Annotated in this window: 26 protein-coding genes; 20 read left to right on the plus strand and 6 right to left on the minus strand. The window is 64.2% G+C overall.

Features of this window, described 5'->3' with window-relative positions; genetic code table 11:
• Positions 1-21: 21 nt before the first annotated feature.
• The 8 genes from ACIQYU_RS20595 to ACIQYU_RS20630 all read left to right on the plus strand — a co-directional run bounded on the left by ACIQYU_RS20595 (position 22) and on the right by ACIQYU_RS20630 (position 8,600).
• Positions 22-474: a MarR family winged helix-turn-helix transcriptional regulator gene (locus ACIQYU_RS20595; protein ID WP_207833045.1), complete on the plus strand. Its 453-nt coding sequence runs from the start codon at positions 22-24 to the stop codon at positions 472-474.
• Positions 471-2,558, plus strand: a complete 2,088-nt coding sequence (locus tag ACIQYU_RS20600) for an FUSC family protein (protein WP_402801883.1) — start codon at positions 471-473, stop codon at positions 2,556-2,558. The genes ACIQYU_RS20595 and ACIQYU_RS20600 overlap by 4 nt, the downstream gene beginning before the upstream one ends.
• The gene (locus tag ACIQYU_RS20605; protein WP_003255905.1) at positions 2,555-2,767 is read left to right on the plus strand and encodes a DUF1656 domain-containing protein; all 213 of its coding nucleotides are present in this window, start codon (positions 2,555-2,557) and stop codon (positions 2,765-2,767) included. The genes ACIQYU_RS20600 and ACIQYU_RS20605 overlap by 4 nt, the downstream gene beginning before the upstream one ends.
• The gene (locus ACIQYU_RS20610) at positions 2,764-3,639 is read left to right on the plus strand and encodes an HlyD family secretion protein (protein WP_233688042.1); all 876 of its coding nucleotides are present in this window, start codon (positions 2,764-2,766) and stop codon (positions 3,637-3,639) included. Before ACIQYU_RS20605 ends, ACIQYU_RS20610 begins: the two co-directional genes overlap by 4 nt.
• On the plus strand, positions 3,636-5,054 hold the full coding sequence (locus ACIQYU_RS20615) for an efflux transporter outer membrane subunit (protein ID WP_207833051.1): 1,419 nt from the start codon (positions 3,636-3,638) through the stop codon (positions 5,052-5,054). Before ACIQYU_RS20610 ends, ACIQYU_RS20615 begins: the two co-directional genes overlap by 4 nt.
• A gap of 671 nt (positions 5,055-5,725) precedes the next feature.
• Positions 5,726-6,001 (plus strand): hypothetical protein, encoded by a 276-nt coding sequence (locus ACIQYU_RS20620; protein ID WP_233688044.1) that lies wholly within the window; start codon positions 5,726-5,728, stop codon positions 5,999-6,001.
• Complete coding sequence (locus ACIQYU_RS20625; RefSeq protein WP_025337270.1) at positions 5,998-6,249, plus strand: DUF3077 domain-containing protein; 252 nt, start codon at positions 5,998-6,000, stop codon at positions 6,247-6,249. Before ACIQYU_RS20620 ends, ACIQYU_RS20625 begins: the two co-directional genes overlap by 4 nt.
• Before the next feature lie 407 nt (positions 6,250-6,656).
• Positions 6,657-8,600: an FTR1 family protein gene (locus ACIQYU_RS20630; RefSeq protein WP_241106151.1), complete on the plus strand. Its 1,944-nt coding sequence runs from the start codon at positions 6,657-6,659 to the stop codon at positions 8,598-8,600.
• A gap of 150 nt (positions 8,601-8,750) precedes the next feature.
• On the opposite strand, the gene ACIQYU_RS20635 is transcribed toward ACIQYU_RS20630, so the two are convergent.
• Positions 8,751-8,996, minus strand: a complete 246-nt coding sequence (locus tag ACIQYU_RS20635; protein WP_015268535.1) for a TIGR02647 family protein — start codon at positions 8,994-8,996, stop codon at positions 8,751-8,753.
• Positions 8,997-9,066: 70 nt separating this feature from the next.
• Complete coding sequence (locus tag ACIQYU_RS20640) at positions 9,067-9,369, minus strand: hypothetical protein (protein ID WP_063914387.1); 303 nt, start codon at positions 9,367-9,369, stop codon at positions 9,067-9,069.
• Between the two features lie 148 nt (positions 9,370-9,517).
• On the opposite strand from ACIQYU_RS20640, the gene ACIQYU_RS20645 reads away from it, so the two are divergent.
• Positions 9,518-10,180, plus strand: a complete 663-nt coding sequence (locus ACIQYU_RS20645) for a glutathione S-transferase (RefSeq protein ID WP_402801890.1) — start codon at positions 9,518-9,520, stop codon at positions 10,178-10,180.
• Positions 10,181-10,304: 124 nt separating this feature from the next.
• Here the strand turns inward: ACIQYU_RS20645 and argH are convergent, their stop codons facing one another.
• Positions 10,305-11,699, minus strand: coding sequence for an argininosuccinate lyase (gene argH, locus ACIQYU_RS20650; RefSeq protein ID WP_025337274.1), 1,395 nt, complete (start codon positions 11,697-11,699; stop codon positions 10,305-10,307).
• 296 nt (positions 11,700-11,995) lie between these two features.
• Here argH and ACIQYU_RS20655 point away from each other — a divergent pair, with 296 nt between their 5' ends.
• From ACIQYU_RS20655 to rsd, 7 genes are all read left to right on the plus strand, one after another.
• Positions 11,996-12,739 (plus strand): LytTR family DNA-binding domain-containing protein, encoded by a 744-nt coding sequence (locus ACIQYU_RS20655; protein WP_063914390.1) that lies wholly within the window; start codon positions 11,996-11,998, stop codon positions 12,737-12,739.
• A 174-nt stretch (positions 12,740-12,913) separates the two neighbouring features.
• Entirely contained in the window at positions 12,914-13,855 is a 942-nt protein-coding gene (hemC, locus tag ACIQYU_RS20660) for a hydroxymethylbilane synthase (RefSeq protein ID WP_063914391.1), read from the plus strand.
• Positions 13,852-14,619, plus strand: coding sequence for a uroporphyrinogen-III synthase (locus tag ACIQYU_RS20665; protein ID WP_207833057.1), 768 nt, complete (start codon positions 13,852-13,854; stop codon positions 14,617-14,619). The genes hemC and ACIQYU_RS20665 overlap by 4 nt, the downstream gene beginning before the upstream one ends.
• 45 nt (positions 14,620-14,664) lie before the next feature.
• Positions 14,665-15,765 carry a uroporphyrinogen-III C-methyltransferase gene (locus tag ACIQYU_RS20670; RefSeq protein WP_063914393.1) on the plus strand — a complete coding sequence of 367 codons (1,101 nt, stop codon included), beginning with the start codon at positions 14,665-14,667 and terminating at the stop codon, positions 15,763-15,765.
• Complete coding sequence (locus ACIQYU_RS20675; protein WP_207833059.1) at positions 15,762-17,000, plus strand: heme biosynthesis protein HemY; 1,239 nt, start codon at positions 15,762-15,764, stop codon at positions 16,998-17,000. The genes ACIQYU_RS20670 and ACIQYU_RS20675 overlap by 4 nt, the downstream gene beginning before the upstream one ends.
• 221 nt (positions 17,001-17,221) lie before the next feature.
• Positions 17,222-17,728, plus strand: a complete 507-nt coding sequence (locus ACIQYU_RS20680; RefSeq protein ID WP_207833061.1) for a disulfide bond formation protein B — start codon at positions 17,222-17,224, stop codon at positions 17,726-17,728.
• A 231-nt stretch (positions 17,729-17,959) separates the two neighbouring features.
• Positions 17,960-18,430: a sigma D regulator gene (rsd, locus tag ACIQYU_RS20685; RefSeq protein WP_207833063.1), complete on the plus strand. Its 471-nt coding sequence runs from the start codon at positions 17,960-17,962 to the stop codon at positions 18,428-18,430.
• A 9-nt stretch (positions 18,431-18,439) separates the two neighbouring features.
• On the opposite strand, the gene ACIQYU_RS20690 is transcribed toward rsd, so the two are convergent.
• Positions 18,440-19,078: an FKBP-type peptidyl-prolyl cis-trans isomerase gene (locus ACIQYU_RS20690; protein WP_207833065.1), complete on the minus strand. Its 639-nt coding sequence runs from the start codon at positions 19,076-19,078 to the stop codon at positions 18,440-18,442.
• Between the two features lie 377 nt (positions 19,079-19,455).
• Between ACIQYU_RS20690 and ACIQYU_RS20695 the strand changes: the two genes are divergently transcribed.
• Positions 19,456-20,481: an AlgP family protein gene (locus ACIQYU_RS20695; RefSeq protein ID WP_402801897.1), complete on the plus strand. Its 1,026-nt coding sequence runs from the start codon at positions 19,456-19,458 to the stop codon at positions 20,479-20,481.
• On the opposite strand, the gene ACIQYU_RS20700 is transcribed toward ACIQYU_RS20695, so the two are convergent.
• Positions 20,457-20,939, minus strand: a complete 483-nt coding sequence (locus ACIQYU_RS20700; RefSeq protein WP_063914399.1) for a TIGR02444 family protein — start codon at positions 20,937-20,939, stop codon at positions 20,457-20,459. The genes ACIQYU_RS20695 and ACIQYU_RS20700 overlap by 25 nt on opposite strands.
• Before the next feature lie 50 nt (positions 20,940-20,989).
• On the opposite strand from ACIQYU_RS20700, the gene ACIQYU_RS20705 reads away from it, so the two are divergent.
• The 3 genes from ACIQYU_RS20705 (at position 20,990) to ACIQYU_RS20715 (ending at position 24,319) form a co-directional block, all read left to right on the plus strand.
• Positions 20,990-22,900 (plus strand): ATP-binding cassette domain-containing protein, encoded by a 1,911-nt coding sequence (locus ACIQYU_RS20705; RefSeq protein ID WP_207833068.1) that lies wholly within the window; start codon positions 20,990-20,992, stop codon positions 22,898-22,900.
• A complete protein-coding gene (locus tag ACIQYU_RS20710) occupies positions 22,900-23,487 on the plus strand; it encodes a mechanosensitive ion channel family protein (protein ID WP_207833070.1) in 588 nt (195 codons plus the stop codon). The genes ACIQYU_RS20705 and ACIQYU_RS20710 overlap by 1 nt, the downstream gene beginning before the upstream one ends.
• A gap of 199 nt (positions 23,488-23,686) precedes the next feature.
• A complete protein-coding gene (locus ACIQYU_RS20715) occupies positions 23,687-24,319 on the plus strand; it encodes a LysE family transporter (RefSeq protein ID WP_207833073.1) in 633 nt (210 codons plus the stop codon).
• A 48-nt stretch (positions 24,320-24,367) separates the two neighbouring features.
• On the opposite strand, the gene ACIQYU_RS20720 is transcribed toward ACIQYU_RS20715, so the two are convergent.
• Entirely contained in the window at positions 24,368-25,120 is a 753-nt protein-coding gene (locus tag ACIQYU_RS20720) for a slipin family protein (protein WP_063914403.1), read from the minus strand.
• Position 25,121: the final 1 nt, after the last annotated feature.

Consider the following 25,121-nt stretch of genomic DNA (forward strand, 5'->3'; position numbering starts at 1 on the left):
TGAATGTCCTTGGTTCCTGTCATGTCCCTTGATCTCCTGCGCCTGCAAGTCAGCAGTGGCATGGTGGTTGCCGCCCGCCATTGGCGGCGTATCTGCCATACCGCCCTGACCGGTTACGGCATTTCCGAGGCCTGCGCCGCGCCGTTGCTGATGATCGTGCGCCTGGGCGACGGCGTGCATCAGGTGGCCGTGGCCCAGGCGGCCGGCCTGGAAAGCCCGTCGCTGGTGCGCCTGCTCGACCAACTGTGCAAGGCTGGCCTGGTATGCCGCAGCGAGGACCCGCTGGACCGCCGCGCCAAAGCCCTGAGCCTGACCGCCGAAGGCCGCGCCCTGGCCGAATCCATCGAAGCCGAACTGGTGCGCCTGCGCCGCGAGGTGCTGCATGGCATCGATCAGGCCGACCTGGAAGCCGCCTTGCGCGTGCTGCGTGCCTTCGAAGCTGCCGGCCTGGGCAACACAGGCGGGGCGGCATGAACGGTTTCTTCAGCTCGGTGCCCCCCGCCCGCGACTGGTTCTATGGCGTGCGTACCTTTGCCGCCTCCATGATCGCCCTGTACATCGCCCTGCTCATGCAGTTGCCGCGCCCCTATTGGGCCATGGCTACGGTGTATATCGTCTCCAGCCCGTTCCTTGGCCCCACCAGCTCCAAGGCCCTGTACCGTGCCGTGGGCACGCTGCTCGGCGCCGGCGGGGCGATTTTCCTGGTACCACCGCTGGTGCAGTCGCCGTTGCTGCTGAGCATCGCCATCGCCCTGTGGACCGGCACCTTGCTGTTCCTTTCGCTGAACCTTCGCACCGCCAACAACTACGTGCTGATGCTGGCTGGCTACACCTTGCCGATGATCGCCCTGGCTGTGGTCGACAACCCGCTGGCAGTGTTCGACGTGGCGTCTTCCCGGGCCCAGGAAATCTGTCTGGGGATCGTCTGCGCGGCGGTGGTCGGGGCGATCTTCTGGCCACGCCGGCTGGCGCCGGTTGTAGTCGGTGCCACCGGCAGCTGGTTCACCGAGGCGATCCGCTACAGCGACACCTACCTGGCGCGTGATGTCAGCGCCGACAAAGTTGGTGGCATGCGCGGGGCGATGGTCGCCACCTTCAACTCGCTGGAGCTGATGATCGGCCAGCTCGGCCATGAAGGCGCCGGTCCGCACACCCTGAAGAACGCCCGCGAGTTGCGCGGACGCATGATCCATCTGCTGCCGGTGATCGACGCCCTCGACGACGCCCTGGTAGCCCTCGAAGGCCGCGCCCCGGCTCAGTTCGCCCAGTTGCAACCGCTGCTCGATGCCGCCCGCGAATGGCTCAAGGGCACCGCCGACAGCGCCTCGGTCGCCCGCTGGACCACCCTGCACGAACAGATCGAGCGCCTGCAACCCGGTGCCGCTGCCCTCGACCAGCGCGCCGAACTGCTACTCTCCAACGCCCTGTATCGCCTGACCGAATGGGCCGACCTGTGGCAGGACTGCTGCAGCCTGCAACACGCCTTGCGCAGCGACGATGCCAAACCTTGGCGCGCGGTCTATCGCCACTGGCGCCTGGGCCGCCTGACGGCATTCTTCGACCGTGGCCTGATGCTGTACTCGGTGGCCTCCACCGTGCTGGCGATCATCGTCGCCTGCGGCCTGTGGATCGGCCTGGGCTGGAACGACGGCGCCAGCGCAGTGATCCTCGCCGCCGTGTCGTGCAGCTTCTTCGCTGCCATGGATGACCCGGCGCCGCAGATCTACCGGTTCTTCTTCTGGACGCTGATGTCGGTCATCTTCTCCAGCCTGTACCTGTTCCTGGTGCTGCCCAACCTGCACGATTTCCCGATGCTGGTGCTGGCCTTCGCTGTGCCGTTCATCTGCGTCGGCACCCTGACCGTGCAGCCGCGCTTTTACCTCGGCACTTTGCTGACCATCGTCAACACCTCGACCTTCATCAGCATCCAGGGCGCCTACGACGCCGACTTTTTCACCTTCCTCAACTCCAACCTGGCTGGCCCCGTGGGGCTGCTGTTCGCCTTCATCTGGACCCTGGTGATGCGCCCGTTTGGCGTGGAGCTGGCGGCCAAGCGCATGACCCGCTTCGCCTGGCGCGACATTGTCGAGATGACCGAGCCGGCCACCCTGGCCGAGCACCGCCAGGTCGGTGTGCAAATGCTAGACCGCCTGATGCAGCACCTGCCGCGCCTGTCGCAAACCGGCCAGGACAGCGGCGTGGCACTGCGCGACCTGCGCGTGGGGCTGAACCTGCTCGACCTGCTGGCCTATATGCCGCGTGCCGGCCAGCAGGCTCGCGAGCGCCTGAACACGGTGATCGAGGAAGTTGGCGCGCACTACGCCGCCTGCCTGCGCGCCGGTGAGCGTCTGCACGCTCCGGCCGCGCTACTGCGCAACATGGAGCGCGCGCGCCTGGCGCTGAACCTTGATGAGCTGTACGAGCGCGGTGATGCCCGCACCCACCTGCTGCACGCCCTGAGCGGCCTGCGCCTGGCGCTGCTGCCGGGCGTGGAGGTGATGCTCGAGCCAGCCGAACAACCGCAACTGCCCCCCGGCCTCGACGGAGCGCCCCTGTGATTGGTGAACTGGATATCAGCGGGGTATTCCTGCCCACGCTGCTGGTGATGATGTTTGGCACCTACCTGCTGTTCCTCGGAGTGCACGCGGTGCTGGTGCGCCTGCATTTCTACCGCCTGGTCTGGCACCGGGCGTTGTTCAACGTTGCCCTGTATGCCGTGCTGCTTGGTGCGGTGGACCACTTTTGCCGAAACCTGATGCTGCCATGAAAAAACCTTTGCTGACCCTGGGCCGTGTGGTCCTGACCTTGCTGGTAGTGACCTTCGCCGCCGTGCTCGTGTGGCAGATGGTGGTCTACTACATGTTCGCCCCCTGGACCCGCGACGGCCACATCCGCGCCGACGTGATCCAGATCGCCCCGGATGTGTCCGGGCTGATCCAGAAGGTCGAGGTGCGTGACAACCAGACCGTCAAGCGCGGCGATGTGCTGTTCACCATCGACCAGGACCGCTTCACCCTGGCCCTGCGCCAGGCCAGGGCGACCCTGGGTGAGCGCCAGGAAACCCTGGCCCAGGCCTCCCGCGAAGCGCAGCGCAACCGCAAGCTGGGCAACCTGGTAGCTGCCGAACAGCTGGAAGAAAGCCAGTCCCGCGAGGCCCGTGCCCGTTCCGCCGTCAGCGAAGCGCAGGTGGCTGTCGATACCGCCCAGCTCAACCTGGACCGCTCGGTGGTGCGCAGCCCGGTGGACGGTTACCTCAACGACCGTGCACCGCGTAATCACGAATTCGTCACTGCCGGCCGCCCGGTGCTGTCGGTGGTCGACAGCGCCTCGTACCACGTCGATGGCTACTTCGAGGAAACCAAGCTTGGCGGTATCCACATTGGCGATGCCGTGGACATTCGCGTCATGGGCGACAACACCCGCCTGCGTGGTCATGTGCAAAGCTTTGCCGCCGGTATCGAAGACCGCGACCGCAGCAGCGGCGCCAACCTGCTGCCCAACGTCAACCCGGCGTTCAGCTGGGTGCGCCTGGCCCAGCGTATTCCGGTGCGCATCGCATTTGACGAAGTGCCGCAGGACTTCCGCATGATCGCCGGGCGAACCGCCACGGTGTCGATCATCGAGGGCCAGCGCCCATGAAACAGCTGATCCTGGCAGGGCTGTGCCTCTCGCTGGGGGCCTGCATGATGGTTGGCCCCGACTACGAAGTACCGAAGGACGCGGCGGTGCAACGCAGCGACCTTAACGGCCCGCTGCGCCAGGATGCCGACAGCGTGGTATCGGCACCAGTGCCCGAGGACTGGTGGCAGCTGTACCAGGATCAACGGCTGAACGAGCTGGTGCGCCAGGCCCTGAGTGCCAACACCGACCTGCGTGTGGCGGCCGCCAACATTGCCAAGGCACGCGCCCAGGTCGAAGTTGCCGAGTCGCAAGGTGGCTTCAACGGCGGTGTCAAACTGGGCGCCCAGCGCCTGCAGGAGTCGGGTGAAGCCTTCCTGCTGCCCGAGAAAGTGCCGGTGGCCAACATCGGTGAGGCCATCATCAGTGCCTCGTACCAGTTCGACCTGTGGGGCACTTTCAAGCGTGGCACCGAGGCGGCCAAGGCCAATGCCGACGCAGTGCAGGCCGCCGCCGACACCGCCCGCATCACCCTGGTGGCGGACGTGGTCAAGGCCTACACCCAGGTATGCTCGGCCAACGAGGAATACCACATTGCCCGCGAGTCGCTCGACCTGCAGGAGCAGAGCGTGAAGCTCAACCAGCGCCTGCGCGATGCCGGGCGTGGCGACGAAACCCAGGTCACCCGCTCACAGACCCAGTTCAAATCCTTGCGCGCCGAACTGCCGCGCTTCAAGGCGGAGCGCGAGACCGGCATGTATACCCTGGCCGCTTTGTTGGCCAAGCCGGTCGACCAATTGCCTGCTGGCACTGCCGATTGTGCCGAGCTGCCGCACCTGAACCAGCTGGTGCCGGTGGGTGATGGCGCTGCGCTGCTCAAACGCCGCCCAGATGTGCGCCAGGCCGAACGCCAGCTGGCTGCTGCCACCGCCTACATTGGCGTGGCGACTGGTGCCCTGTACCCGGACATCAGCATCGGCGCCCAGGTTGGTACCATCGGTATTCTCGAGAACCTCGGTGATCCGTCGACTAACCGCTGGGGTTTCGGCCCGCAGATCAGCTGGACGATCCCCACCAACGGCACCCGCGCCCGCATTCGCATGGCTGAAGCCTCGACCCAGGCAGCCCTGGCGAATTTTGATGGGGTAGTGCTGAACGCCATTCGCGAGACCCAGACCCGCCTGGCGCAGTACAGCGCCTTGCTGGATCGGCGTGACGCGCTGGCCGAGGCTGAGAAATCGGCCAAGGAAGCAGCGGACCAGACGCACCGCTATTACCAGGCTGGGCGTGAGTCGTTCCTGGCCGACCTGCAGGCGACGCGGACCTATACCGACATGCGCGCGCAGCTGGCGGCGGCCAATAGCCAGGTGGCGCAGGGACAGATTGGGGTGTTCCTGGCGTTGGGTGGGGGGTGGAAGGATACGGGTAGGCATTGAGGTAGGGCTGCCATGTGCCTGTCTTAAGCTCTTCAGCGCTTATGAGATCGAGCGCCGCCCGCGCGGCGCTTCGCGGGACAAGCCCGCTCCCACATTTGTTTCGGGCCAGTCACTCCTGTGAGGCCGCCTCTGCCCGCCTTGTTTGTTTCCTTCCAAATCGGCAGCGCCGCTGCTCTTCATCAATCTTCAGTCATGCACCCAGGGTGCGAGTGCGGAAGTGGCAGGAGTAATTGTCCCGAAACAGATGTGGGAGCGGGCTTGCCCCGCGAAGCGCCGCGCGGGCGGCGCTCGATCTCATAAGCGCTGAAGGACTTAAGACAAGCACCTCGCAGCCCCTACGCGATTCCCTTGCGTCCGTAAGACATTTCCGAACCTGAAACCAAATGCTTCAGTTCGGATGCCCTGTCGAATTATCCTACAGCACCTGTCGGAAGGTGCTGTCTTGGCTGGGAAGTGTTCCCGGCCTACTGTCGTGGGGTCGCCTCGCAAGGCGATCGGGCGTGAGACACCCGGATTTCATTCGGTAGCACCGCTTTATGGCGGTCGTGTGCGGACAGGCTTCGGCCTGGCCGGGGTTACCGTATGTCCCGTGTCTCACACCGTACACGACTGCCACCCAACTTCGTGAGACAAGGAGGAGAGCAGTTCAATCCCCCATACGGAGTTCCGCCATGAACAAGCTCGTCCCCGATCCACCAGTTACCAATCTGCTTCTGCTCGATCCTCCCGCGCTCTCACTAATCGATCCACTCAGCCCCAAAGACGGCGAAGAGCTGATCAGCGCCCTCACCCTGACCATCGACCACACCACCACAGTCCTGCTCGACAACCCTCCCGGCGACATGCGCAATGCCATGGGCATGAACATTCGTTTGCTCTGCCGCCTGATCAATGCCGTGTGCGACCGCACCCATGCAACCCACCGCGATCAAGGAGCGACCCGATGAGCAATGACCCCAGAGATTCTGCAACCGCCGGGGTGGAAACCTTCGACCTGTTCCGCCTGCAGCCAAACGTACCGTTCAGCCATGCTTTTTCGCAGTTATCGGTGTTACTCGGCTGTATCCGCCACCTGACCACCGAGGCGGAGATGGAGAATGACCGCATTGCCGGTAGCGCTGCGCGGATACTCAGCGAGATGGCCAAGGCCTTGATCGATGATATGGAGCGGGGGATGAACAAGGTTCTTCAATAGCCATCAGGAACCTAGGGCCGCTTCAGGAGGCTCCGCGTTAGGGCTGGAAGGGATCGTCGTTAGAGGTTCTTCGCCTGTGAGATCGAGCGCCGCCCGCGCGGCGCATCGCGAGCAAGCTCGCTCCTACATCTGTTTCGGGCCAATTATTTCTGAGGCAGGGGCGCGCGGCCCCTTTTTATTCACCTCGATATTGCGTGGGACAAACAAGGCGATCGCGCGCTGGCACAGGCGACACTGGCCCGAAACAAATGTAGGAGCGAGCTTGCTCGCGATGCGCCGCGCGGGCGGCGCTCGATCTCACAGGCGAAGAACCTCTAACGGCGGACATCCCACTTCATCAGATTTGTACCAAGATTTTTCATGAAATCCGCCCAGCACCCTTGAGCGAAGCTAAGTGGAAGTGAACAATGTTCTCTTTCGCATTTCCTTCGAGAGTGGCCATGAAAACCCGTTCCCGTCTGCTCGCCTGGCTGCCGGCTTTATTGCTCGGCCCGGTACTGGCGCTGTGCAGTACCCTGGCGCTGGCCGAAGCCCCCGCCGAGGCCACCAAGGCTTTGCACCTGCTCGACTACATTGGCGCCGACTACCCGCCGACCGTGCAGGATGGCAAGGTCATCGACGATGGCGAATACCGCGAGCAGCAAGAGTTCAGCGCGGTATTGGCTGAGCTGGTGAAGGGTCTGCCTGCCAATACCGAGCAAGCGGCACTGGAGCAGGGCATCCAAGCGCTGCGCCAGGCCATCGACCAGCGCCAGGACGGCCCGGTGGTGGCCAAGCAGGCCCGCCAACTGGGCGCGCGCCTGGCAGTGGCCTATGAGGTCAGCCAGGCCCCGGTAATCACCCCGGACCCGGCCCGTGGTGCTTCGCTGTACGCACAAAACTGCGCGATCTGCCACGGTGAAACCGGTGCCGGTGATGGCCCGGCCGGCGTGGGCCTTGAGCCTGCACCCGCCAACCTGCGCGATGTATCGCGCCTCGACCAGTTGAGCCTGTTCGACCTCTACAACACCCTGGCCCTGGGCATCGATGGCACCGAGATGCCGTCCTTTGCCGACCAGCTGGATGACCGCCAGCGTTGGGACGTGGCTGCATACATTGCCGGTTTCACCGCCAATCCACAGCCTGGCAAAGGCGACAAGACCTGGAACATCGCCGACCTGGCCCGGCAGACCCCGGCCGAAGTCGCCGTCAGCGAAGGCGCCACGGCCGTGGAGGCTTTCCGCGCCCAGCGCGCCCAGCCGCCGCAGGTCAAACGTGGCCCGGCACAATTGCTCGAATACACCGCCAGCACCCTGGACAAGAGCCTGGCGGCCTACCGCGCAGGTGATCACGATCAGGCCTATGACCTGTCAGTAGCGGCCTACCTGGAAGGCTTCGAGCTGGTGGAAAGCTCGCTGGACAACATCGATACCCAGGCGCGCAAGGACACCGAAAAATCGCTGATGGCCTACCGTCAGTCGCTGCAGGACGGCTTGCCCGTGGCCCAGGCCGAACAACGCCTGAGCGAAGCCAAGGCCAAGCTGGAGCAGGCTTCCAGGCTGCTGGGCAGCGATGGTCTGAGCTGGTCGCTGAGCTTTGTATCCGGCTTGCTGATCTTGCTGCGCGAAGGCCTGGAGGCGATTCTGGTGCTGGCGGCGATCCTGGCCTTCCTGCGCAACACCGGCCAGCAGTCGGCAGTGCGCAGCGTCAACATTGGCTGGGGCCTGGCGCTGGTCGCCGGTTTCGCCACCTGGGCCCTGGCGGCCTACGTGATCGACGTCGGTGGCGCCCAGCGCGAGCTGCTGGAAGGCTGCACGGCGCTTTTCGCCGCGGTGATGGTGCTGTGGCTTGGCGTGTGGATGCACGACCGCCGCCATGCCGCCGCCTGGAAGGACTACATCAAGAGCAGCCTGGTCAGTGGCGGCGGACGCTTCGGTTTTGCCGTGCTGGCGTTCTTCTCGGTATACCGCGAACTGTTCGAAGTGATCCTGTTCTACGAAACCCTGTGGCTGCAGGCCGGCCCGGCCGGGCACCAGGCGGTACTGGCGGGCGGTGCCACGGCGCTGGTGCTGCTGGTGGGGTTGGCCTGGGTAATTCTGCGTGGTTCGGCCAAGCTGCCGCTGTCGCTGTTCTTCAGCATCAACGCCGCGCTGCTATGTGCCTTGTCGGTGGTGTTCGCCGGGCATGGCGTGAAGGCACTGCAAGAGGCCGGGGTGCTGGGCACGCGGCCGGTGGCGTTCTTCGAATTCGACTGGCTGGGGATCCACGCCGATGCCTACTCGCTGTCAGCGCAGGCGCTGGCCTTGCTGGCCATCGTGTTCCTGTACGGGCGTTCGCGCCTGGCGGAAAGGCGCAGGGCAACGGCTAACTGATCGCCTGACAGGCTGGCGCGGCCCCCTGTGGGCGCGGGCTTACCCGCGAAGCAAGCGGCGCGGTGTATGGCACCGGCTTCGCCGGTGTCCGCGGCTAAAGCCGCTCCCACAGGGACCGCGCGAGTTTCAAAGTTTGAGCAAGACCGCCATTCAAGCCGGCTGTGGCGCCTTGAGAATGTTCTGCAGCAACTGGACACTTTCGACAGCGTCATGACCCAAGCTGGTCAGGTAGCCGCCATCAGGTTGATCGGTCAGCCCCTTTTCATGCAGGCGTTGCGCGGCGGCCACCAAGGCAGGGGAAGCGTTCTTGTGAATCTTGATGCCTTCCTGGCTGCTGTCGTGCTTGAACAGCGAAAGGACTTCCAGTTCAGCGATCAGATCGGGGGTAAAAGGCATGGCGACTCCTGACTTCCAGACAAGGATGACGGCACCGTTCTACGGTGCCTGATCTTCGAGTGTAGCCGGGTTATTCGTCCTCGCCTTGATCCATCTCAGGCGGTAACTCTGGCAGCGCCCGCAGCGCGCTTTCATACCACTCGCTGTTGAACGCGCGGTCTTCCACCAGCATGTTGTCGATCTCGAAGGCCAGCACATGGGCCATCAGGTTGAGAATGTCTTCACGCTCATAGCCAACCAGGGTCAGCTTGTTGAAGGTGGCCTTGGCCGCAGGCGGCTCGCCGCTTTCTATCTGGTTCTCGATAGCCTGGGTCAGCGTTGCCTCGGCGAAGGCTTCGTCGTCGTCATTGTCGATGTCGGTGGGCTCGCTCATGGCGGTACTCCTGGGATGGGATGCACAGTGTGCCACGCCTGTGGCAGCAATGCCCGGGCATTGACGGGGTGCATGACGCTGGTCAGGGGGCGGCTGATCGGTCTATAAAAGCCGGGCCAACCCCTTACGGCCTGGAGGCTGTTACCTCATGCTCAAGCTTTATGGATTCTCGGTCAGCAACTACTACAACATGGTCAAGCTGGCCCTGCTGGAAAAAGGCCTGCCCTTCGAGGAAGTCACCTTCTATGGCGGCCAGGCGCCACAGGCGCTGGAAGTGAGCCCGCGAGGCAAGGTGCCGGTGCTGCAGACCGAACACGGCTTCCTCAGCGAAACCAGTGTGATCCTCGACTATATCGAGCAGACCCAGGGCGGCAAGGCGCTGCTGCCGGCCGACCCGTTCGGGCAAGCCAAGGTGCGTGAGCTGCTCAAGGAAATCGAGCTGTACATCGAGCTGCCGGCGCGTACCTGTTACGCCGAGTCTTTCTTTGGCATGTCGGTAGAGCCGCTGATAAAGGAAAAAGCCCGTGCCGACCTGCTGGCCGGTTTTGCCACGCTCAAGCGCAACGGCCGCTTCGCACCCTATGTGGCGGGTGAGCAACTGACCCTGGCAGACCTGATGTTCTGCTTCTCGGTCGATCTGGCCTGTGCCGTGGGCAAGAAGGTGCTGAACATCGACTTCCTGGCGGACTTCCCGCAGGCCAAGGCGTTGTTGCAGCTGATGGGCGAGAACTCGCACATGGCGCGGATCGTGGCGGACAAGGAGGCGGCGATGCCGGCCTTCATGGAGATGATTCGTAGCGGAAAACGCTGAGAACAGTGTTGGGGCATTCGCGGGTAAACCCGCTCCCACAGGTACAGCACTGCTTTTGAAGCCTGTGCAATACCTGTGGGAGCGGGCGTGCCCGCGAACGAGGGCGAAGCCCTCGCAATGGGCCTTAACGCGAAGCCAGCAGCGCCTTGCCGCGGGCCACGGCGGCACGCACCTGCGCCGGTGCGGTACCACCAATGTGGTTACGGGCATTCACCGAGCCTTCCAGGGTCAGCACGGCAAACACGTCCTGCTCGATCTGGTCGCTGAACTGGCGCAGTTCGTCCAGGCTCATTTCGGCCAGGTCCTTGCCGGTGTCCACGCCATACTTCACCGCGTGGCCCACGATCTCGTGGCAGTCACGGAACGGCAGGCCACGGCGTACCAGGTAGTCGGCCAGGTCGGTGGCGGTAGAGAAGCCGCGCAGGGCCGCTTCACGCATGATGGCATGCTTGGGCTTGATTGCCGGGATCATGTCGGCAAAGGCACGCAGCGAGTCGCGCAGGGTGTCGGCGGCGTCGAACAGCGGTTCCTTGTCTTCCTGGTTGTCCTTGTTGTAGGCCAGCGGCTGGCCTTTCATCAGGGTCAGCAGGCCGGTCAGGGCGCCGAACACGCGGCCGCTCTTGCCACGTACCAGTTCTGGCACGTCCGGGTTCTTTTTCTGCGGCATGATCGAGCTGCCAGTGCAGAAGCGGTCTGGCAGGTCGATGAACTGGAACTGCGCGCTGGTCCACAGCACCAGCTCCTCGGAGAAGCGCGACAGGTGCATCATCGCCACGCTGGCGGCGGCGCAGAATTCGATGGCGAAGTCGCGGTCCGACACGCCATCCAGCGAGTTGCCGGCCACGGCTTCGAAGCCCAGCAGCTTGCAGGTGAGTTCGCGGTCGATCGGGTAGGTGGTGCCGGCCAGTGCGGCGCTGCCCAGGGGCATGCGGTTGGCACGCTTGCGGCAGTCGACCAGGCGCTCGTAGTCGCGGCTGAGCATTTCGAACCAGGCCAGCAGGTGGTGGCCGAAGGTGACCGGCTGGGCCGTCTGCAGGTGGGTGAAGCCGGGCATGATGGTTTCCGCTTCACGCTCGGCCTGCTCCAGCAGGCCCTGCTGCAGGCGGGTGATTTCGGCCAGGATCAGGTCGATTTCGTCACGCAGCCACAGGCGGATGTCGGTGGCCACCTGGTCGTTGCGGCTACGGCCGGTGTGCAGCTTCTTGCCGGTGATGCCGATACGGTCGGTCAGGCGTGCCTCGATGTTCATGTGCACGTCTTCGAGATCGACGCGCCAGTCGAAGGTGCCGGCCTCGATCTCGCCCTGAATGGTCTTCAGGCCATCGATGATGGTGTCGCGCTCGGCATCGCTGAGCACGCCGACCTGCGCCAGCATGGTGGCATGGGCGATCGAACCCATGATGTCGTGGCGGTACAGGCGCTTGTCGAAATCGACCGAGGCGGTGAAACGGGCGACGAAGGCGTCGACGGGCTCACTGAAGCGGCCGCCCCAGGACTGATTGGTCTTGTCGGTGCTCATGGATTCACTCATTGCAGGCGTGAACGAAAAAGAGGCGCCGATGATAGCAGGGTTGGGCTGGCCGCCGCAGGGCGCTGGTCGAGAGAAATGCACGGAAAACGGCAGAGAAGGATTTGCAGGAATGAACGGCAGTGTTCCACGGACCGTCTACAGTTGGACTGAGGACTGGCAGTGAATCTGCCAGCCGAGTGAATCTTTGGCCATCGCACCGGTCTAGAGCGTGACCTTAGTGTCGCTCGAACCATACCTGTCTACGCTATACCTGTGCGAGACTCATTCAGGAATCCAGCGCAATTATGAATGTCCTGATCGTTGATGACGAACCCCAAGGCCGTGAGCGCCTTAGCCGGCTGCTCGGCGAACTGGAGGGTTACACCGTGCTGGAGCCTAGCGCCACCAACGGCGAGGAGGCCCTGGCGCTGATCGAAAGCCTCAAGCCCGATGTGGTCCTGCTGGACATCGGCATGCCAGGCCTGGATGGCCTGCAGGTTGCTGCCCGCCTGTGCGAGCGCGAGGCGCCGCCGGCGGTGGTGTTTTGCACCGGGGACGATGAATATGGTGCCGAGGCTTTCAAGGACAGTACCCTCAGCCATGTGACCAAACCTTTCCAGGCCCAGGCCTTGCGCGATGCCTTGCGCAAGGCCGAAAAGCCCAACCGCGGCCAGTTGGCGGCGCTCACCCGACCAGGTAATGAAGGTGGCGGCCCGCGTAGCCACATCAGTGCCCGTACGCGCAAAGGCATCGAGCTGATCCCTTTGCCCCAGGTGATCTACTTCATTGCCGACCACAAGTACGTGACCTTGCGCCACGAGGCCGGAGAAGTGCTGCTCGACGAGCCGCTCAAGGCCCTGGAAGACGAGTTTGGCGAACGCTTCGTGCGTATCCACCGCAACGCGCTGGTCGCCCGTGAGCGTATCGAACGCCTGCAGCGCACCCCGTTGGGGCATTTCCAGCTGTACCTGAAAGGCCTGGACGGGGACGCCCTGACCGTCAGCCGGCGCCATGTGGCCGGTGTGCGCAAGATGATGCAGACCCTCTGAGCCCTTTGCGCAAGTCTGTGGATTTGCTCGGGCCTTGTGGGAGCGGCCTTGTGTCGCGAAAGGGCCGCAAGGCCGCTCCCACAGCAAACCACACATGGCCTGTTGATCCGTATCTGCTAGCGATACCGGCGATGCTGTTATCATCGACAGCATTTCTCTGGATCGGGGCGTTCCATGTCCACTCGCGAAATCCGCATTGCCACCCGTAAAAGTGCCTTGGCCCTGTGGCAGGCCGAATACGTCAAAGCCCGCCTCGAGCAGGCCCACCCCGGTCTGCTGGTAACCCTGGTGCCCATGGTCAGCCGTGGTGACAAGCTGCTCGACGCCCCGCTGGCGAAGATTGGCGGCAAGGGCCTGTTCGTCAAGGAACTGGAAACCGCCTTGCTGGACAATGAAGCCGACATCGCCGTGCATTCGATGAAGGACGTGCCCATGGACTTCCCCGAAGGCCTGGGCCTGTACTGCATCTGCGAGCGCGAAGACCCGCGCGATGCCTTCGTCTCCAACCGCTTCGCCAGCCTCGACGCGCTGCCGGCCGGCAGCATCGTCGGTACCTCCAGCCTGCGCCGCCAGGCCCAGTTGCTGGCGCGTCGCCCGGACCTGCAAATCCGCTTCCTGCGCGGCAACGTCAACACTCGCCTGGCCAAGCTGGATGCCGGTGAATACGACGCCATCATCCTTGCTGCCGCCGGTCTGATCCGTCTGGGCTTCGAAGACCGCATCACCTCCACCATCAGCGTCGATGACAGCTTGCCGGCTGGCGGCCAGGGCGCGGTGGGCATCGAGTGCCGCAGCGCCGACCACGAAATTCACGCGCTGCTGGCGCCGCTGCACCATGCCGACACCGCCGACCGGGTGGTGGCCGAGCGTGCCTTGAACAAACGCCTGAATGGTGGCTGCCAGGTGCCGATTGCCTGCTATGCGGTACTGGAAGGTGACCAGCTGTGGCTGCGTGGCCTGGTTGGCCAGCCCAGCGGCGGCACGCTGCTGGTGGCCGATGCCCGCGCGCCCCGTACTGCCGCCGAAACCCTGGGTGTGCAAGTGGCCGAGGACCTGCTGGGGCAGGGTGCCGAGGCCATCCTCAAGGAAGTCTACGGCGAGGCCGGCCACCCGTGAGCCAGTGGCGCCTGTTGCTGACCCGGCCTGCCGAGGACTGTGCGGCACTGGCGCAAAGCTTGGCGGCGGCGGGGGTGGGCAGCAGCTGCCTGCCGCTGTTGGCGATCGAGCCCGTCACCGTGGGTAACCAGCAACGCCTGTTGCTGGAAGGCCTGCAGGGCTTCCAGGCGATCATCGTGGTCAGCAAGCCGGCTGCCCGGTTGTTGCTTGAGCAACTGGCCAAGGCCGGCCTGCAGCCACCCGTGCAAGGCTGGTTCACTGTGGGCGAGGCGACCGCCGCCGTGCTGCAGGGTGCGGGCCTGGCGGTGAGCGTCCCGCCACGTGGTGATGACAGCGAAGCGTTGCTGGCGCTGCCAGCCCTGCGCCAGGCAGTTGCTGTGCCGGCGCCACGGGTCTTGATCGTTCGTGGCGTCGGAGGTCGCGAACTGCTGGCAGAGCGTCTTGCAGAGCAAGGTGCTAGTGTCGATTATCTGGAACTGTATCGTCGCTGCCTGCCGGCTTACCCGGCGGGCACCCTGATGCGCCGCATCGAAGCGGAACGCCTCAATGGCCTGGTGGTCAGCAGTGGGCAGGGTTTTGAACACTTGCAGCAGATGGCCGGTGCCGACTGGCTGCAGCTGGCGCGTCTGCCGCTGTTCGTGCCCAGCCCTCGGGTCGCCGAACAGGCCAGGGCCGCCGGGGCCCAACAGGTTGTGGATTGCCGTGGCGCCAGTGCCACGGCCTTGCTGGCAGCCGTGCAGCGCAGCGCTGCACCTGCCTCTTAAGGCGCTAAGCTGAACGCGATGCGCCCCCATGCAAAGGATGGATACGTGAGCGAGACTGTCTTGTCCAATAACGATCAGCCGTCGGCACAAGCGCCGGCGGAACCCGTCACCACCCCACCTGCCAAGCGCTCCGGCAGTGGCCTTGCAACGCTGGCCCTGCTGTTGGGTGCGGCCGGGGTGGCGGTAGGTGGCTGGGGTGTCTGGCAGGTGCGTCAACTGCAAGGCAGCGAATTCAACCAGGGCCAGCACATCGAGGCGCTGAATCAGCGCGCCGAGGCCCTGCAGCAGCGTGAGCAGCAGATCAGCGCGCAACTGGCCAGCCTGCCGGCGGCCAGCGAGCTGGAAGACCGCCGCCGCCTGGTAGCGCAGTTGCAAGGCGACCAGCAACGCCTCAGCCAGCGCCTGGAAACCGTGCTGGGCGAAAGCCGCAAGGAATGGCGCCTGGCCGAAGCCGAGCACTTGCTGCGCCTGGCCACCCTGCGCCTGTCGGCGCTGCAGGACATCACCAGTGCCAAGGCCTTGGTCGAGGGTGCTGACGAGATCCTGCGCGAGCAGAGCGATCCGGGTGCCTTCGCCGCCCGTGAGCAGCTGGCGCGTAGCCTGGCCACGCTCAACAGCACCCAGCAACCGGACCGTACCGGCTTGTTTCTCAAACTGGCCGCGCAGCGCGAGCTGGTGCAGCAACTCAGCGCCCAGTCGCCGGAGTTCGAAACCAATGCCGACGCCCTGGGCGCCCTGACCGCCGATGGTGATGGCGCCAGTCGCCTGTCCCAGTGGTGGGCCGAGATCTCCAAGTACTTCCAGATCGACTTCAACGCCGATGACAACGTGCGGCCGCTGCTGGCCGGGCAGCAACTGAACCAGCTGCGCCTTGCCCTGAGCCTGACCATCGAACAGGCCCAGTGGGCAGCGCTCAATGGCGATAGCAAGGTCTACACCCAGGCGTTGGACGACGCCCGTAGCGTGCTGCTGGCCAACTTCAACGCCGACAACCCGCAAAGCAAGGCCATGCTTGACAGCCTCAATGCCCTGGCCGAGCAGCCGGTGTCGGTGGTTACCCCCGACCTCAGCGAAAGCCTGGCCGCAGTACAGGCCTATATCCAGCGCCGCCACCTGCCGGCCGAGGCTGAAGGGGGCAAGCCATGAAGCGTGTCTACCTGCTGGCCGTGCTGGCGATTGTGGTCGCGGCGGCGCTGGGTATTGCGGTCGCCAAGCACAGCGGCTACGTGCTGATCTCCTATGGCAGCTTCCGCTACCAGTCGGGGTTGTGGGCGGCCCTGGCCGGCTTGCTGGCGGTGGTGCTGCTGCTGTGGCTGGTGCGCTACCTGGTCGGCCTGGTGCTGACTTCCAGCGGCGTGGTCAACCCATGGTCGCGGCGTAATCGCAGCCGGCGCGTTCGCCTGGCCATCGAGCAAGGCCAACTGGACCTCGCCGAGGGCCGTTGGGCCAGCGCCCAGCGCCACCTGCACCGTGCCGCAGAGGCCGAGCGCCAGCCGTTGCTGTATTACCTTGGTGCCGCGCGTGCTGCCAACGAGCAAGGCCGAACCGAAGACAGCGATAACCTGCTGGAGCGTGCCCTGGAGCGCCAGCCGCAAGCGGAACTGGCTATCGCCCTGACCCATGCGCAGTTGCAGATGGACCGTGGCGAAAGCGATGGCGCCCTGGAAACCCTGCTGGCCATGCAGGAGCGCCACCCGCACAACAGCCAGGTGCTGCGCCTGCTGCAGCGGCTCCACCTGGAGCGCGGCGACTGGTCGGCACTGATCCGCCTGCTGCCCGACCTGCGCAAGGGCAAGGTGCTGCCAGCCGCCGAACTGGCTGCCCTGGAGCAACGTGCCTGGGGCCAGAACCTGAGCCTGGCCACCACCCGTGGCGAGGACGCGCAAAGTGCCCGTCAGGCCCTGGAGCGCGCCTGGCAGCAACTGACCGCTGCCCAGCGCCAGGAGCCACAGCTGGTGCTGGCCTACGCCGAGCAATTGCGCCAGGTGGGTGCCCAGAGCGAAGCCGAACAAGTGCTGCGCACCGCCCTCAAGCGTGAATACGAAAGCCACCTGGCCCGCCTGTACGGCCTGGTGCGCGGCGATGACCCGGCGCGTCAGCTGCAAACTGCCGAAGGTTGGCTCAAGGCCCACCCGCAGGACGCCAGCCTGCTGCTGACCCTGGGTCGTCTGAGCCTGCAGAACCGCTTGTGGGGCAAGGCGCGCGACTACCTGGAAAGCAGCCTGCGCATGGAGCGCAACCCCGAGGCCTGCGCCGAGCTGGCGCGTCTGCTTGCCGGCCTTGGCGAGACCGAGCGAAGCAACCAGCTGTTCCAGGAGGGCCTCGGCCTGCTGGACGAGCGCCTGCTAGCCCTGCCTTTGCCAGAAGGCGTGCGCGCCTGACCTACCCCAGAGCCCGTGCCAAGGCGCGGGCTCCGGGGGCGGGTAACTTGTCTCTCGATGTAAGTTCGATCTGCAGTCCATTTCTTCAGACGCTTCCTACCGCATGGCTGGAAATTTCCTTCGCGATTCAGCGACTTGTCATTGCTGTCGCGCCTTGAAACAAAGCGTGTCTTTCCTCTACCGTTTCAAGCCACTTCATTATCCCGGGACCTTCACCGCCCATGCTGCCGGCCCGTTTGCGCACCTTTTTTCTACCTGCCTGCCTCGCTGCACTGGCGGTACTGGCCGCGTCCTTCCACCTGGAAAACGTCCTGGGGCTGGTGCCTTGCCCGTTGTGTTTCAGCCAGCGGCTGCTGCTTGGCGTGTACGCGCTGCTGTGCCTGGCGGCAGTGCTACAGGCACCGGGTACGGCGGGCATTCGCTGTTACGCGCGGGCGACGCTGGGCTGTTCGCTGACCGGTGCGTTGCTGGCAGCACGGCATGTCTGGTTGCAAGGGGCTGACGGGGCCATCCCTGTCTGCCCGGTGCCGATCGGGCGGCTGTTGGAACAGTCCTGGGGCGAGGCGGCTCGGCAACTGTTGTTCGGTGGCCCGGATTGCAACTCGCTGACCTGGAGCTTTCTCGACCTGACCTTGCCCGAGTGGAGCCTACTGGCTTTTCTGCTTTTGGCGGGGCTGCCCTTGAGCTGCCTGCTGGCGTATCGTTTCCGCACCCTGGCGAAAACATGACCTGGCGCAAGGCTGGCGCCATTGGCGCGACCAATGGCCGTGTAACAGGTTATTAAACACTTGTATGAACTTTGTCCGCTGCGTACCTTGAAGGGCAGCACGCACGGGAATAATCTCCCAGCACGCATACCGAAAACACAACTGCTCGATGCCGCCTGCTGATGTCACCTTTGTGCTGCACGGTCGTGGTGCGAGGTGCAGCGGCATCTACCCAGAAGGGAAGAGATCGCCATGCTCGATAGTTGTCAGAACGCTCAGGAACGCTGGGGTGGGGTTCACAAACTGATCGACCGCTGGCTGGCGGAGCGCAAGGAACTGGTGCAGGCTTTCCGCGCACTGCGCGATGCCAAGCCGGCCTTCGCCGACAAGGACACCAACGGGGAGTTTTGCGCGCTCCTTGTCGACTACGTTTCGGCGTGGCATTTCGAGGTCTGCGAGCAGTTGGTCAGTGAGGCCAAGGCTTTCGGAGACGAAAAAGCGCTGAAGCTGGCCGAAGAGATCAACCCACGGATCAACGACAGTACTCAGATCGCACTGGCCTTCAATGACCATTGCGCCAAGGGTGAGTGCAAGGACACCGAACGCTTCGCCGAGAAACTGGCCAAGTTGGGCGGGCTGTTGCACGAGCGCTTCGAACTTGAAGACTGCCTGATCGAAGTGCTGCACAACGCGCACAAGGAAGAAGGCGCGGTCCAGGCCTGAGGGTTGGCGTCAGTCGCCAACCGCCAGCAGTTCGATCTCGAACACCAGGGGTGTGTAGGGTGCTATCAGGTCCCCTGCGCCCTCGGCGCCATAGGCTTGCGCCGACGGAATCACCAGGCGCCATTTGGCGCCGGCGTGCATTCGCGGCAAGGCCACCTGCCACCCTTCGATCACCGAATCCAGGCTGAACCATTGGGGCGTCTGGTTCTGGTCGAACACCGAGCCGTCTGGCAACCTGCCCACATAGCGCACCTGCACCTTGCCACCGGCTTTGGGCTGCGCACCCGTACCTGCTTGCAGTTCGCTGTAGAGCACGCCCTCCGGTAGTTCGTGCACACCATAACCACCACGCTCTTTGGTCATGAAGCGTGTTTCGGCAGCCTGCAGCTTCTGCATGGCGGCATCGCCTTCCTGCGTTTCATGCTGCCGGAGCACGGCCTGCATGCGTGCCTTGTCGAGTTTCAGCGGTTGCCCCTGGTAGGACTGGCGCAGGCCTTCGACCAGCGCATCCAGTTGCAGGCCCGGCATATCCTGGCGCAGCCGCTCACCCAGGCTGGCGCCGAGGCTGTAGGCAAGGTCATGTTCGTCGCTGTCGGCCAGGGCGATGGGGGCCAGCAGGCATAAACCTAAAACAAGATATCGAGGCATGGTCGGTTCCTGCGCCAATGAGCGGGGAAGTATGCCAGTGTTCCGTTTTGTATTGTGTGCTCGCGGTCCTTGTAGGTGCGGCCTTGTGTCGCGACAGGGCTGCAAAGCAGCCCCGGCAATATCTGCGGTGGTGCTGAAATCCAGGGGCTGCTCCGCAGCCCATCGCGACACAAGGCCGCTCCAACAGGGGCTGTGCATTACAGAAAGTGGCAAATATCAGCAATGATTTATTCAGCAACTACACTTGCTCGGAGCTGCAAGATAACAACTTTGCCCAGGCATGCAACGCGGCGTAAATATTACTGTCAACATGCCCTAGCGGCGGTAGCAGCAGAAGCATAGTATGAGCCGCAATCTCGTCAGCCAGGAGGTAAACCATGTCGGCCAAAAAGAAGCCAGTAAGTACGCCGTTACACCTGCTCCAGCAACTTTCGGGCAGCTTGCTCGAACACTTGGAGGATGCCTGCTCGCAAGCGCTGGCTGATGCGGAAAAACTGCTGGCCAAGTTGGAAAAGCAGCGTGGCAAGGCCCAGGAAAAACTGCACAACGGTCGCCTGAAACTGCAAGACGCGGCCAAGGCAGGTAAAGCCAAGGCGCAGACCAAGGCGCAAAAAATCATTGGCGAACTTGAAGAACTGCTCGACTCCCTCAAGGAACGTCAAACCCAGACCCGTTCTTATATCCAGCAACTCAAGCGCGATGCCCAGGACAGCCTCAAGCTGGCCCAGGGTGTAGGCAAGGTTCGCGAAGCTGCAGCCAAGGCGCTTGACCAGCGTGCTGCCAAGACCGCCAAGCCCGCCTCCAGGGCTGCTGCCGCCAAACCTGCAGCCAAGCCAGCCGCCAAGGCCACTGCTGCCGCCAAACCTGCCGCCAAACCAGCTGCCAAGGCTACTGCTGCGGCCAAACCTGCAGCCAAGCCAGCCGCCAAGGCCACTGCTGCGGCCAAACCTGCAGCCAAGCCAGCCGCCAAGGCCACTGCTGCGGCCAAACCTGCAGCCAAGCCAGCCGCCAAGGCCACTGCTGCGGCCAAACCCGCTGCCAAGCCAGCAGCCAAGGCCACTGCTGCAGCCAAACCTGCAGCCAAGGCCACTGCCGCAGCCAAACCTGCAGCCAAGCCCGCTGCCACAGCCAAGCCAGCGGCGGCCAAAGCACCAGCCAAAGCCGCTGCTGCCAAGCCAGCCGCGAAGCCAGCTGCCGCCAAGGCTCCAGCACGTGCGGCCGCCAAACCCGCCGCCAAGCCAGCAGCTGCCAAGCCTGTTGTCAGCAAGCCAGCCGAAGCCAAACCGGCTACGCCTGCCGCCAGCACCCCGGCCGCTGCGACCAACTCGGCCACCCCGGCAGCTTCGGTAGCACCATCGGCACCCGCCAGCACCCCGGCTCAGGCACCGTCTTCGGCGTCCTGAAACGTTGCCGCCGCGACGCGCAATCGAACCAGCGCGTCGTGGTGGCGGGCCTGGTCCGGCACCAGCCGGGCCAGCCAGTCGTCCACGGGCTCATGGGCGCCTGCCGGCCACTGTCGCGAACGCTCCTGCAAGCGCTCAAGCAAGGCTTTCTCGGCCTGTAGCTCCAACCCCTTCACCTGCTCACGCAACGCCGCCAGCTGCGCATCATTTTGCGCTGCTGCTCGCCACTGTTGGCGCAAGCTACGTAATGGGTTGACCACTTCGCGCTGCCAGGGCTCGGTAACCTCGCGCAATGCCTGTACGCGTTCGTCCCGCACGGCCACGCCACGCGCCTGCAGCCAGGTTGCGCACAGCAGCAGACAGACATCGCCACCCTGCGCCTGCAGGGCGAGGCAGGCCGCTTCCACGCCGGGCCTGGCATACAGGGCCAGGGCGTGATTCCACAGGTCGGTGTGCATGGTTCCACTCGCGCTATGGGCCGAGGAAGCTGGTAGACTCCGCGACCATCATGATCAGACTATCCAACCTCACTTTACAGCGTGGTCCGCAGCGCTTGCTAGAAGGCGCCGAGATGACCCTGCACACCGGTCACAAGGCCGGCCTGATCGGCGCCAACGGTGCCGGAAAATCCAGCCTGTTCGCCTTGCTGCGCGGTGAGCTGTCACCTGATGCCGGCGATTGCCAGCTGCCCGGTGACTGGCGCATCGCCCACATGCGCCAGGAGGTCGACACCCTCGACCGCCTGGCCGTGGACTATGTGCTCGACGGCGACGCGCGCCTGCGCAAGGTCCAGGCCGAACTGGCCGCGGCCGAGCAGGCCCACGACGGTACCGCCCTGGCGCGCCTGCACATTGAGCTGGATAGCGCCGACGGCTATACCGCCGACGCCCGTGCACGCAAGTTGCTGGCTGGCCTGGGCTTCACCAACGAGCAGATGGACCGCCGCGTCGGCGACTTCTCCGGTGGCTGGCGGATGCGCCTGAACCTGGCCCAGGCTCTGATGTGCCCGTCCGACCTGCTGCTGCTCGACGAGCCCACCAACCACCTGGACCTGGACGCTATCCTGTGGCTGGAGGACTGGCTCAAGGGCTACCCCGGCACGCTGTTGCTGATCTCCCACGACCGCGACTTCCTCGACGCTGTGGTCGACCATGTGCTGCACGTCGAGCAGCGCAAGCTGAACCTGTACAAGGGTGGCTACACCGCCTTTGAGCGCACCCGTGCCGAGCGCCTGGCGCAACAGCAGCAGGCCTACGAGAAGCAACAGGCCCAGCGTGCGCACATGGAAAAGTACATTGCCCGCTTCAAGGCCCAGGCCACCAAGGCCCGCCAGGCACAGAGCCGGATCAAGGCCCTGGAACGCATGGAGGAGCTGTCGGCGGCGCATGTCGATTCGCCGTTCGACTTCGTCTTCCGCGAGTCGCAGAAAATCTCCAGCCCGCTGCTGAGCCTGTCCGAGGGCCGCCTGGGTTACGGTGACAAGGCCATCCTCGACAAGGTCAAGCTGCAGCTCACCCCGGGTGCGCGCATTGGCCTGCTCGGCCCCAACGGTGCCGGCAAGTCGACCCTGATCAAGAACCTCGCGGGCGAGCTTGAACCACTGTCGGGTCGCCTGGTGCGCGGCGAGAACCTGGCGGTGGGCTACTTTGCCCAGCACCAGCTGGACTCGCTGGACGACAAGGCCAGCCCGTTGCTGCACCTGCAGCGCATCGCCCCCACCGAGCGCGAGCAGACCCTGCGCGATTTCCTGGGTGGCTTCGACTTCCATGGCGACCGTGTCGACGAGCCGGTGGTGAACTTCTCCGGTGGTGAAAAAGCCCGCCTGGCACTGGCACTGATCGCCTGGGAACGGCCGAACCTGCTGCTGCTCGACGAACCGACCAACCACCTCGACCTGGAAATGCGCCTGGCGCTGACCATGGCCTTGCAGGAGTTTGCCGGTGCCGTGGTGGTGGTGTCGCACGACCGTCACCTGCTCAAGAGCACTACCGACGACTTCCTGCTGGTGGCCGACGGCAAGGTCGACACCTTCGATGGTGACCTGGACGACTACAGCCGCTGGCTGGTCGAGTACCGCCAACGCAGTGCGCCGGCCAGTACCGCCCCGGCCAACCCGGACAAGACCGACAAGAAAGCCCAGCGCCAGGCTGCCGCAGCCTTGCGCCAGCAACTGGCCCCGCACAAGAAGGCCGCCGACAAGCTGGAAACCGAGCTCAACCAGGTGCACGCGCAACTGGCCGAGATCGAGACCGGGCTGGGGGATAGTGGCCTCTACGACGCGTCGCGCAAGGACGAATTGCGTGACCTGCTGGCGCGCCAGACCAAGCTCAAGCAGCGCGAGGGCGAACTGGAAGAGGCCTGGATGGAAGCGCTGGAAACCCTCGAAAGCATGCAGGCCGAGCTCGAGGCGTTGTCCTGATGGAGGAACTGCGTTCGCTGCTGCCAGGGCAATGGATGGACACCTTCTGGCTGGGCTTGCAGATCCTGTTGATCCTGGTGGCGGCCTTTGTCCTGCAGCGCATCGTCGCGCGCGGGTTGAGCCGCCTGGGCCAGCGTTACCCGTTGCCGCCGGAGCTGCTGGTGCCGGTGCGTGGTGGCCTGCGCTGGCTGATCATGGGCAGTGCGCTGCTGTTCGTGCTGGAGCGCCTGGGTGTATCGGCGACCGTGCTGTGGACAGCACTGTCCGGCTTCGTCGCGGTGGCGGCGGTGGCCTTCTTCGCCATGTGGAGCGTGCTGTCCAACCTGCTGTGCGCGGTGCTCATCTTCACCGTCGGGCCGTTTCGCATCGGTGACGTGGTCGAGCTGGTCGACACCCTGGACAAGCCGGGCGTGAAAGGCCGGGTGATCGCCATCAACCTGCTGTTCACCACCCTGATGGAAATGCCAGAGGCGGGTGGGGCGCTGGTGCAGGTGCCCAACAGCCAGTTCTTCCAGAAGTCGGTACGGCGCTGGCGCGGGGCTGAGGTGCAGTCCATGCACAAAGAGTCGCCTGTCGAGGGTGACTGAACCTGCACCGGCCTCTTCGCGGGTAAACCCGCTCCCACAGGTATTGCGCTGTCCTCAAGGGCTGTGAAACTCCTGTGGGAGCGGGTTGACCCGCGAAGAGGCCAGCACAGGCAATACAAATCCTTCAGAAATCGCTGGTTATTTTTTCACCAACACCTTAGCTTAACGATTTGCAACATATGTTCGAGCGAGGTGTGTGATGTCGATGGAAGTGTGGTTGGGCTTCTTTGCCGCCTGTTGGGTGATCAGCCTTTCACCCGGTGCCGGGGCGATTGCCTCGATGTCCAGCGGCCTGCAATACGGCTTCTGGCGTGGTTACTGGAACGCCCTGGGCCTGCAACTGGGCCTGATCATGCAAATCGCCATCATTGCCGCCGGCGTCGGTGCCGTCCTGGCCGCCTCGGCCACGGCCTTCCAGGTCATCAAATGGTTCGGTGTCGCCTACCTCATCTACCTGGCCTACAAGCAGTGGCGTGCCCTGCCCATGGACATGAGCGATGAATCCGCCGTGCGCCCGATCGGTAAACCGCTGAGCCTGGTGTTCCGTGGCTTCCTGGTCAACGTCAGCAACCCGAAGGCGCTGGTGTTCATGCTGGCGGTGCTGCCGCAGTTCATCAACCCGCATCAACCGCTGTTACCACAGTATGTGGCGATCACCGTGACCATGGTCACCGTGGATATGCTGGTGATGGCGGGGTACACCGGATTGGCTGCGCGGGTGTTGCGCTTGCTGCGTACGCCCAAGCAGCAGAAGCGTTTGAACCGGACGTTTGCCGGGTTGTTCATTGGTGCTGCTACCTTCCTGGCGACTCTGCGCCGCGCGCCAGTCTGACAGATCGTATGTAGACCATTCGCGGGCTTGCCCGCGAATGGGCCACCTCTATTTCTGCTTGTCCACCATCCCCTTGAGCAAATCCACCGGCAGCGGAAACACGATGGTCGAGCTCTTGTCCCCGGCAATCGCCCCCAGCGTCTGCATGTAGCGCAACTGCATCGCCCCCGGCTCCTTGCTCAGCATCTGCGCCGCCTGCATCAGCTTTTCCGACGCCTGCAACTCACCCTCGGCATGGATCACCTTGGCCCGTCGTTCACGCTCGGCCTCGGCCTGGCGGGCAATGGCGCGCACCATCGATTCGTTGAGGTCGACGTGCTTGATCTCCACGTTGGCCACCTTGATGCCCCAGGCATCGGTCTGTGCATCCAGCACCTGGCGAATGTCCGAGTTCAGCTGCTCGCGTTCGGCCAGCAGTTCATCCAGTTCGTGCTTGCCGAGCACCGCACGCAGTGTGGTCTGGGCCAACTGGCTGGTTGCCACGAGAAAGTCCTCGACCTGAATGATCGCCTTCTGCGGATCAAGCACGCGGAAGTACAGCACGGCGTTGACCTTGACCGAGACGTTGTCGCGGGTGATCACATCCTGCGGCGGTACATCCAGCACCACGGTGCGCAGGTCGACCCGAACCATTTGCTGGATCACCGGGATCAACAGGATCAGCCCCGGCCCCTTCACCTGCCAGAAGCGCCCCAGCTGGAATACCACGCCGCGCTCGTATTCGCGCAGGATGCGGAACGCCGACAGCAACAGCATCGCCAGCACGATCAGCACCGCGCCGAAGCCCAATTGCATGAACATG

Source organism: Pseudomonas sp. NPDC096925 (genome assembly GCF_044762545.1).
In the GTDB taxonomy this organism is placed as follows: domain Bacteria; phylum Pseudomonadota; class Gammaproteobacteria; order Pseudomonadales; family Pseudomonadaceae; genus Aquipseudomonas.

What these genes read in the sequence shown, in the direction of transcription:
- ACIQYU_RS20595 (WP_207833045.1), top strand. Translation starts at nt 22, where the DNA reads ATGTCCCTTGATCTCCTGCGCCTGCAAGTCAGCAGTGGCATGGTGGTT.
- ACIQYU_RS20600 (WP_402801883.1), top strand. Translation starts at nt 471, where the DNA reads ATGAACGGTTTCTTCAGCTCGGTGCCCCCCGCCCGCGACTGGTTCTAT.
- ACIQYU_RS20610 (WP_233688042.1), top strand. Translation starts at nt 2,764, where the DNA reads ATGAAAAAACCTTTGCTGACCCTGGGCCGTGTGGTCCTGACCTTGCTG.
- ACIQYU_RS20615 (WP_207833051.1), top strand. Translation starts at nt 3,636, where the DNA reads ATGAAACAGCTGATCCTGGCAGGGCTGTGCCTCTCGCTGGGGGCCTGC.
- ACIQYU_RS20620 (WP_233688044.1), top strand. Translation starts at nt 5,726, where the DNA reads ATGAACAAGCTCGTCCCCGATCCACCAGTTACCAATCTGCTTCTGCTC.
- ACIQYU_RS20625 (WP_025337270.1), top strand. Translation starts at nt 5,998, where the DNA reads ATGAGCAATGACCCCAGAGATTCTGCAACCGCCGGGGTGGAAACCTTC.
- ACIQYU_RS20630 (WP_241106151.1), top strand. Translation starts at nt 6,657, where the DNA reads ATGTTCTCTTTCGCATTTCCTTCGAGAGTGGCCATGAAAACCCGTTCC.
- ACIQYU_RS20635 (WP_015268535.1), bottom strand. Translation starts at nt 8,996, where the DNA reads ATGCCTTTTACCCCCGATCTGATCGCTGAACTGGAAGTCCTTTCGCTG.
- ACIQYU_RS20640 (WP_063914387.1), bottom strand. Translation starts at nt 9,369, where the DNA reads ATGAGCGAGCCCACCGACATCGACAATGACGACGACGAAGCCTTCGCC.
- ACIQYU_RS20645 (WP_402801890.1), top strand. Translation starts at nt 9,518, where the DNA reads ATGCTCAAGCTTTATGGATTCTCGGTCAGCAACTACTACAACATGGTC.
- argH (WP_025337274.1), bottom strand. Translation starts at nt 11,699, where the DNA reads ATGAGCACCGACAAGACCAATCAGTCCTGGGGCGGCCGCTTCAGTGAG.
- ACIQYU_RS20655 (WP_063914390.1), top strand. Translation starts at nt 11,996, where the DNA reads ATGAATGTCCTGATCGTTGATGACGAACCCCAAGGCCGTGAGCGCCTT.
- hemC (WP_063914391.1), top strand. Translation starts at nt 12,914, where the DNA reads ATGTCCACTCGCGAAATCCGCATTGCCACCCGTAAAAGTGCCTTGGCC.
- ACIQYU_RS20675 (WP_207833059.1), top strand. Translation starts at nt 15,762, where the DNA reads ATGAAGCGTGTCTACCTGCTGGCCGTGCTGGCGATTGTGGTCGCGGCG.
- ACIQYU_RS20680 (WP_207833061.1), top strand. Translation starts at nt 17,222, where the DNA reads ATGCTGCCGGCCCGTTTGCGCACCTTTTTTCTACCTGCCTGCCTCGCT.
- rsd (WP_207833063.1), top strand. Translation starts at nt 17,960, where the DNA reads ATGCTCGATAGTTGTCAGAACGCTCAGGAACGCTGGGGTGGGGTTCAC.
- ACIQYU_RS20690 (WP_207833065.1), bottom strand. Translation starts at nt 19,078, where the DNA reads ATGCCTCGATATCTTGTTTTAGGTTTATGCCTGCTGGCCCCCATCGCC.
- ACIQYU_RS20695 (WP_402801897.1), top strand. Translation starts at nt 19,456, where the DNA reads ATGTCGGCCAAAAAGAAGCCAGTAAGTACGCCGTTACACCTGCTCCAG.
- ACIQYU_RS20700 (WP_063914399.1), bottom strand. Translation starts at nt 20,939, where the DNA reads ATGCACACCGACCTGTGGAATCACGCCCTGGCCCTGTATGCCAGGCCC.
- ACIQYU_RS20705 (WP_207833068.1), top strand. Translation starts at nt 20,990, where the DNA reads ATGATCAGACTATCCAACCTCACTTTACAGCGTGGTCCGCAGCGCTTG.
- ACIQYU_RS20710 (WP_207833070.1), top strand. Translation starts at nt 22,900, where the DNA reads ATGGAGGAACTGCGTTCGCTGCTGCCAGGGCAATGGATGGACACCTTC.
- ACIQYU_RS20715 (WP_207833073.1), top strand. Translation starts at nt 23,687, where the DNA reads ATGTCGATGGAAGTGTGGTTGGGCTTCTTTGCCGCCTGTTGGGTGATC.
- ACIQYU_RS20720 (WP_063914403.1), bottom strand. Translation starts at nt 25,120, where the DNA reads ATGTTCATGCAATTGGGCTTCGGCGCGGTGCTGATCGTGCTGGCGATG.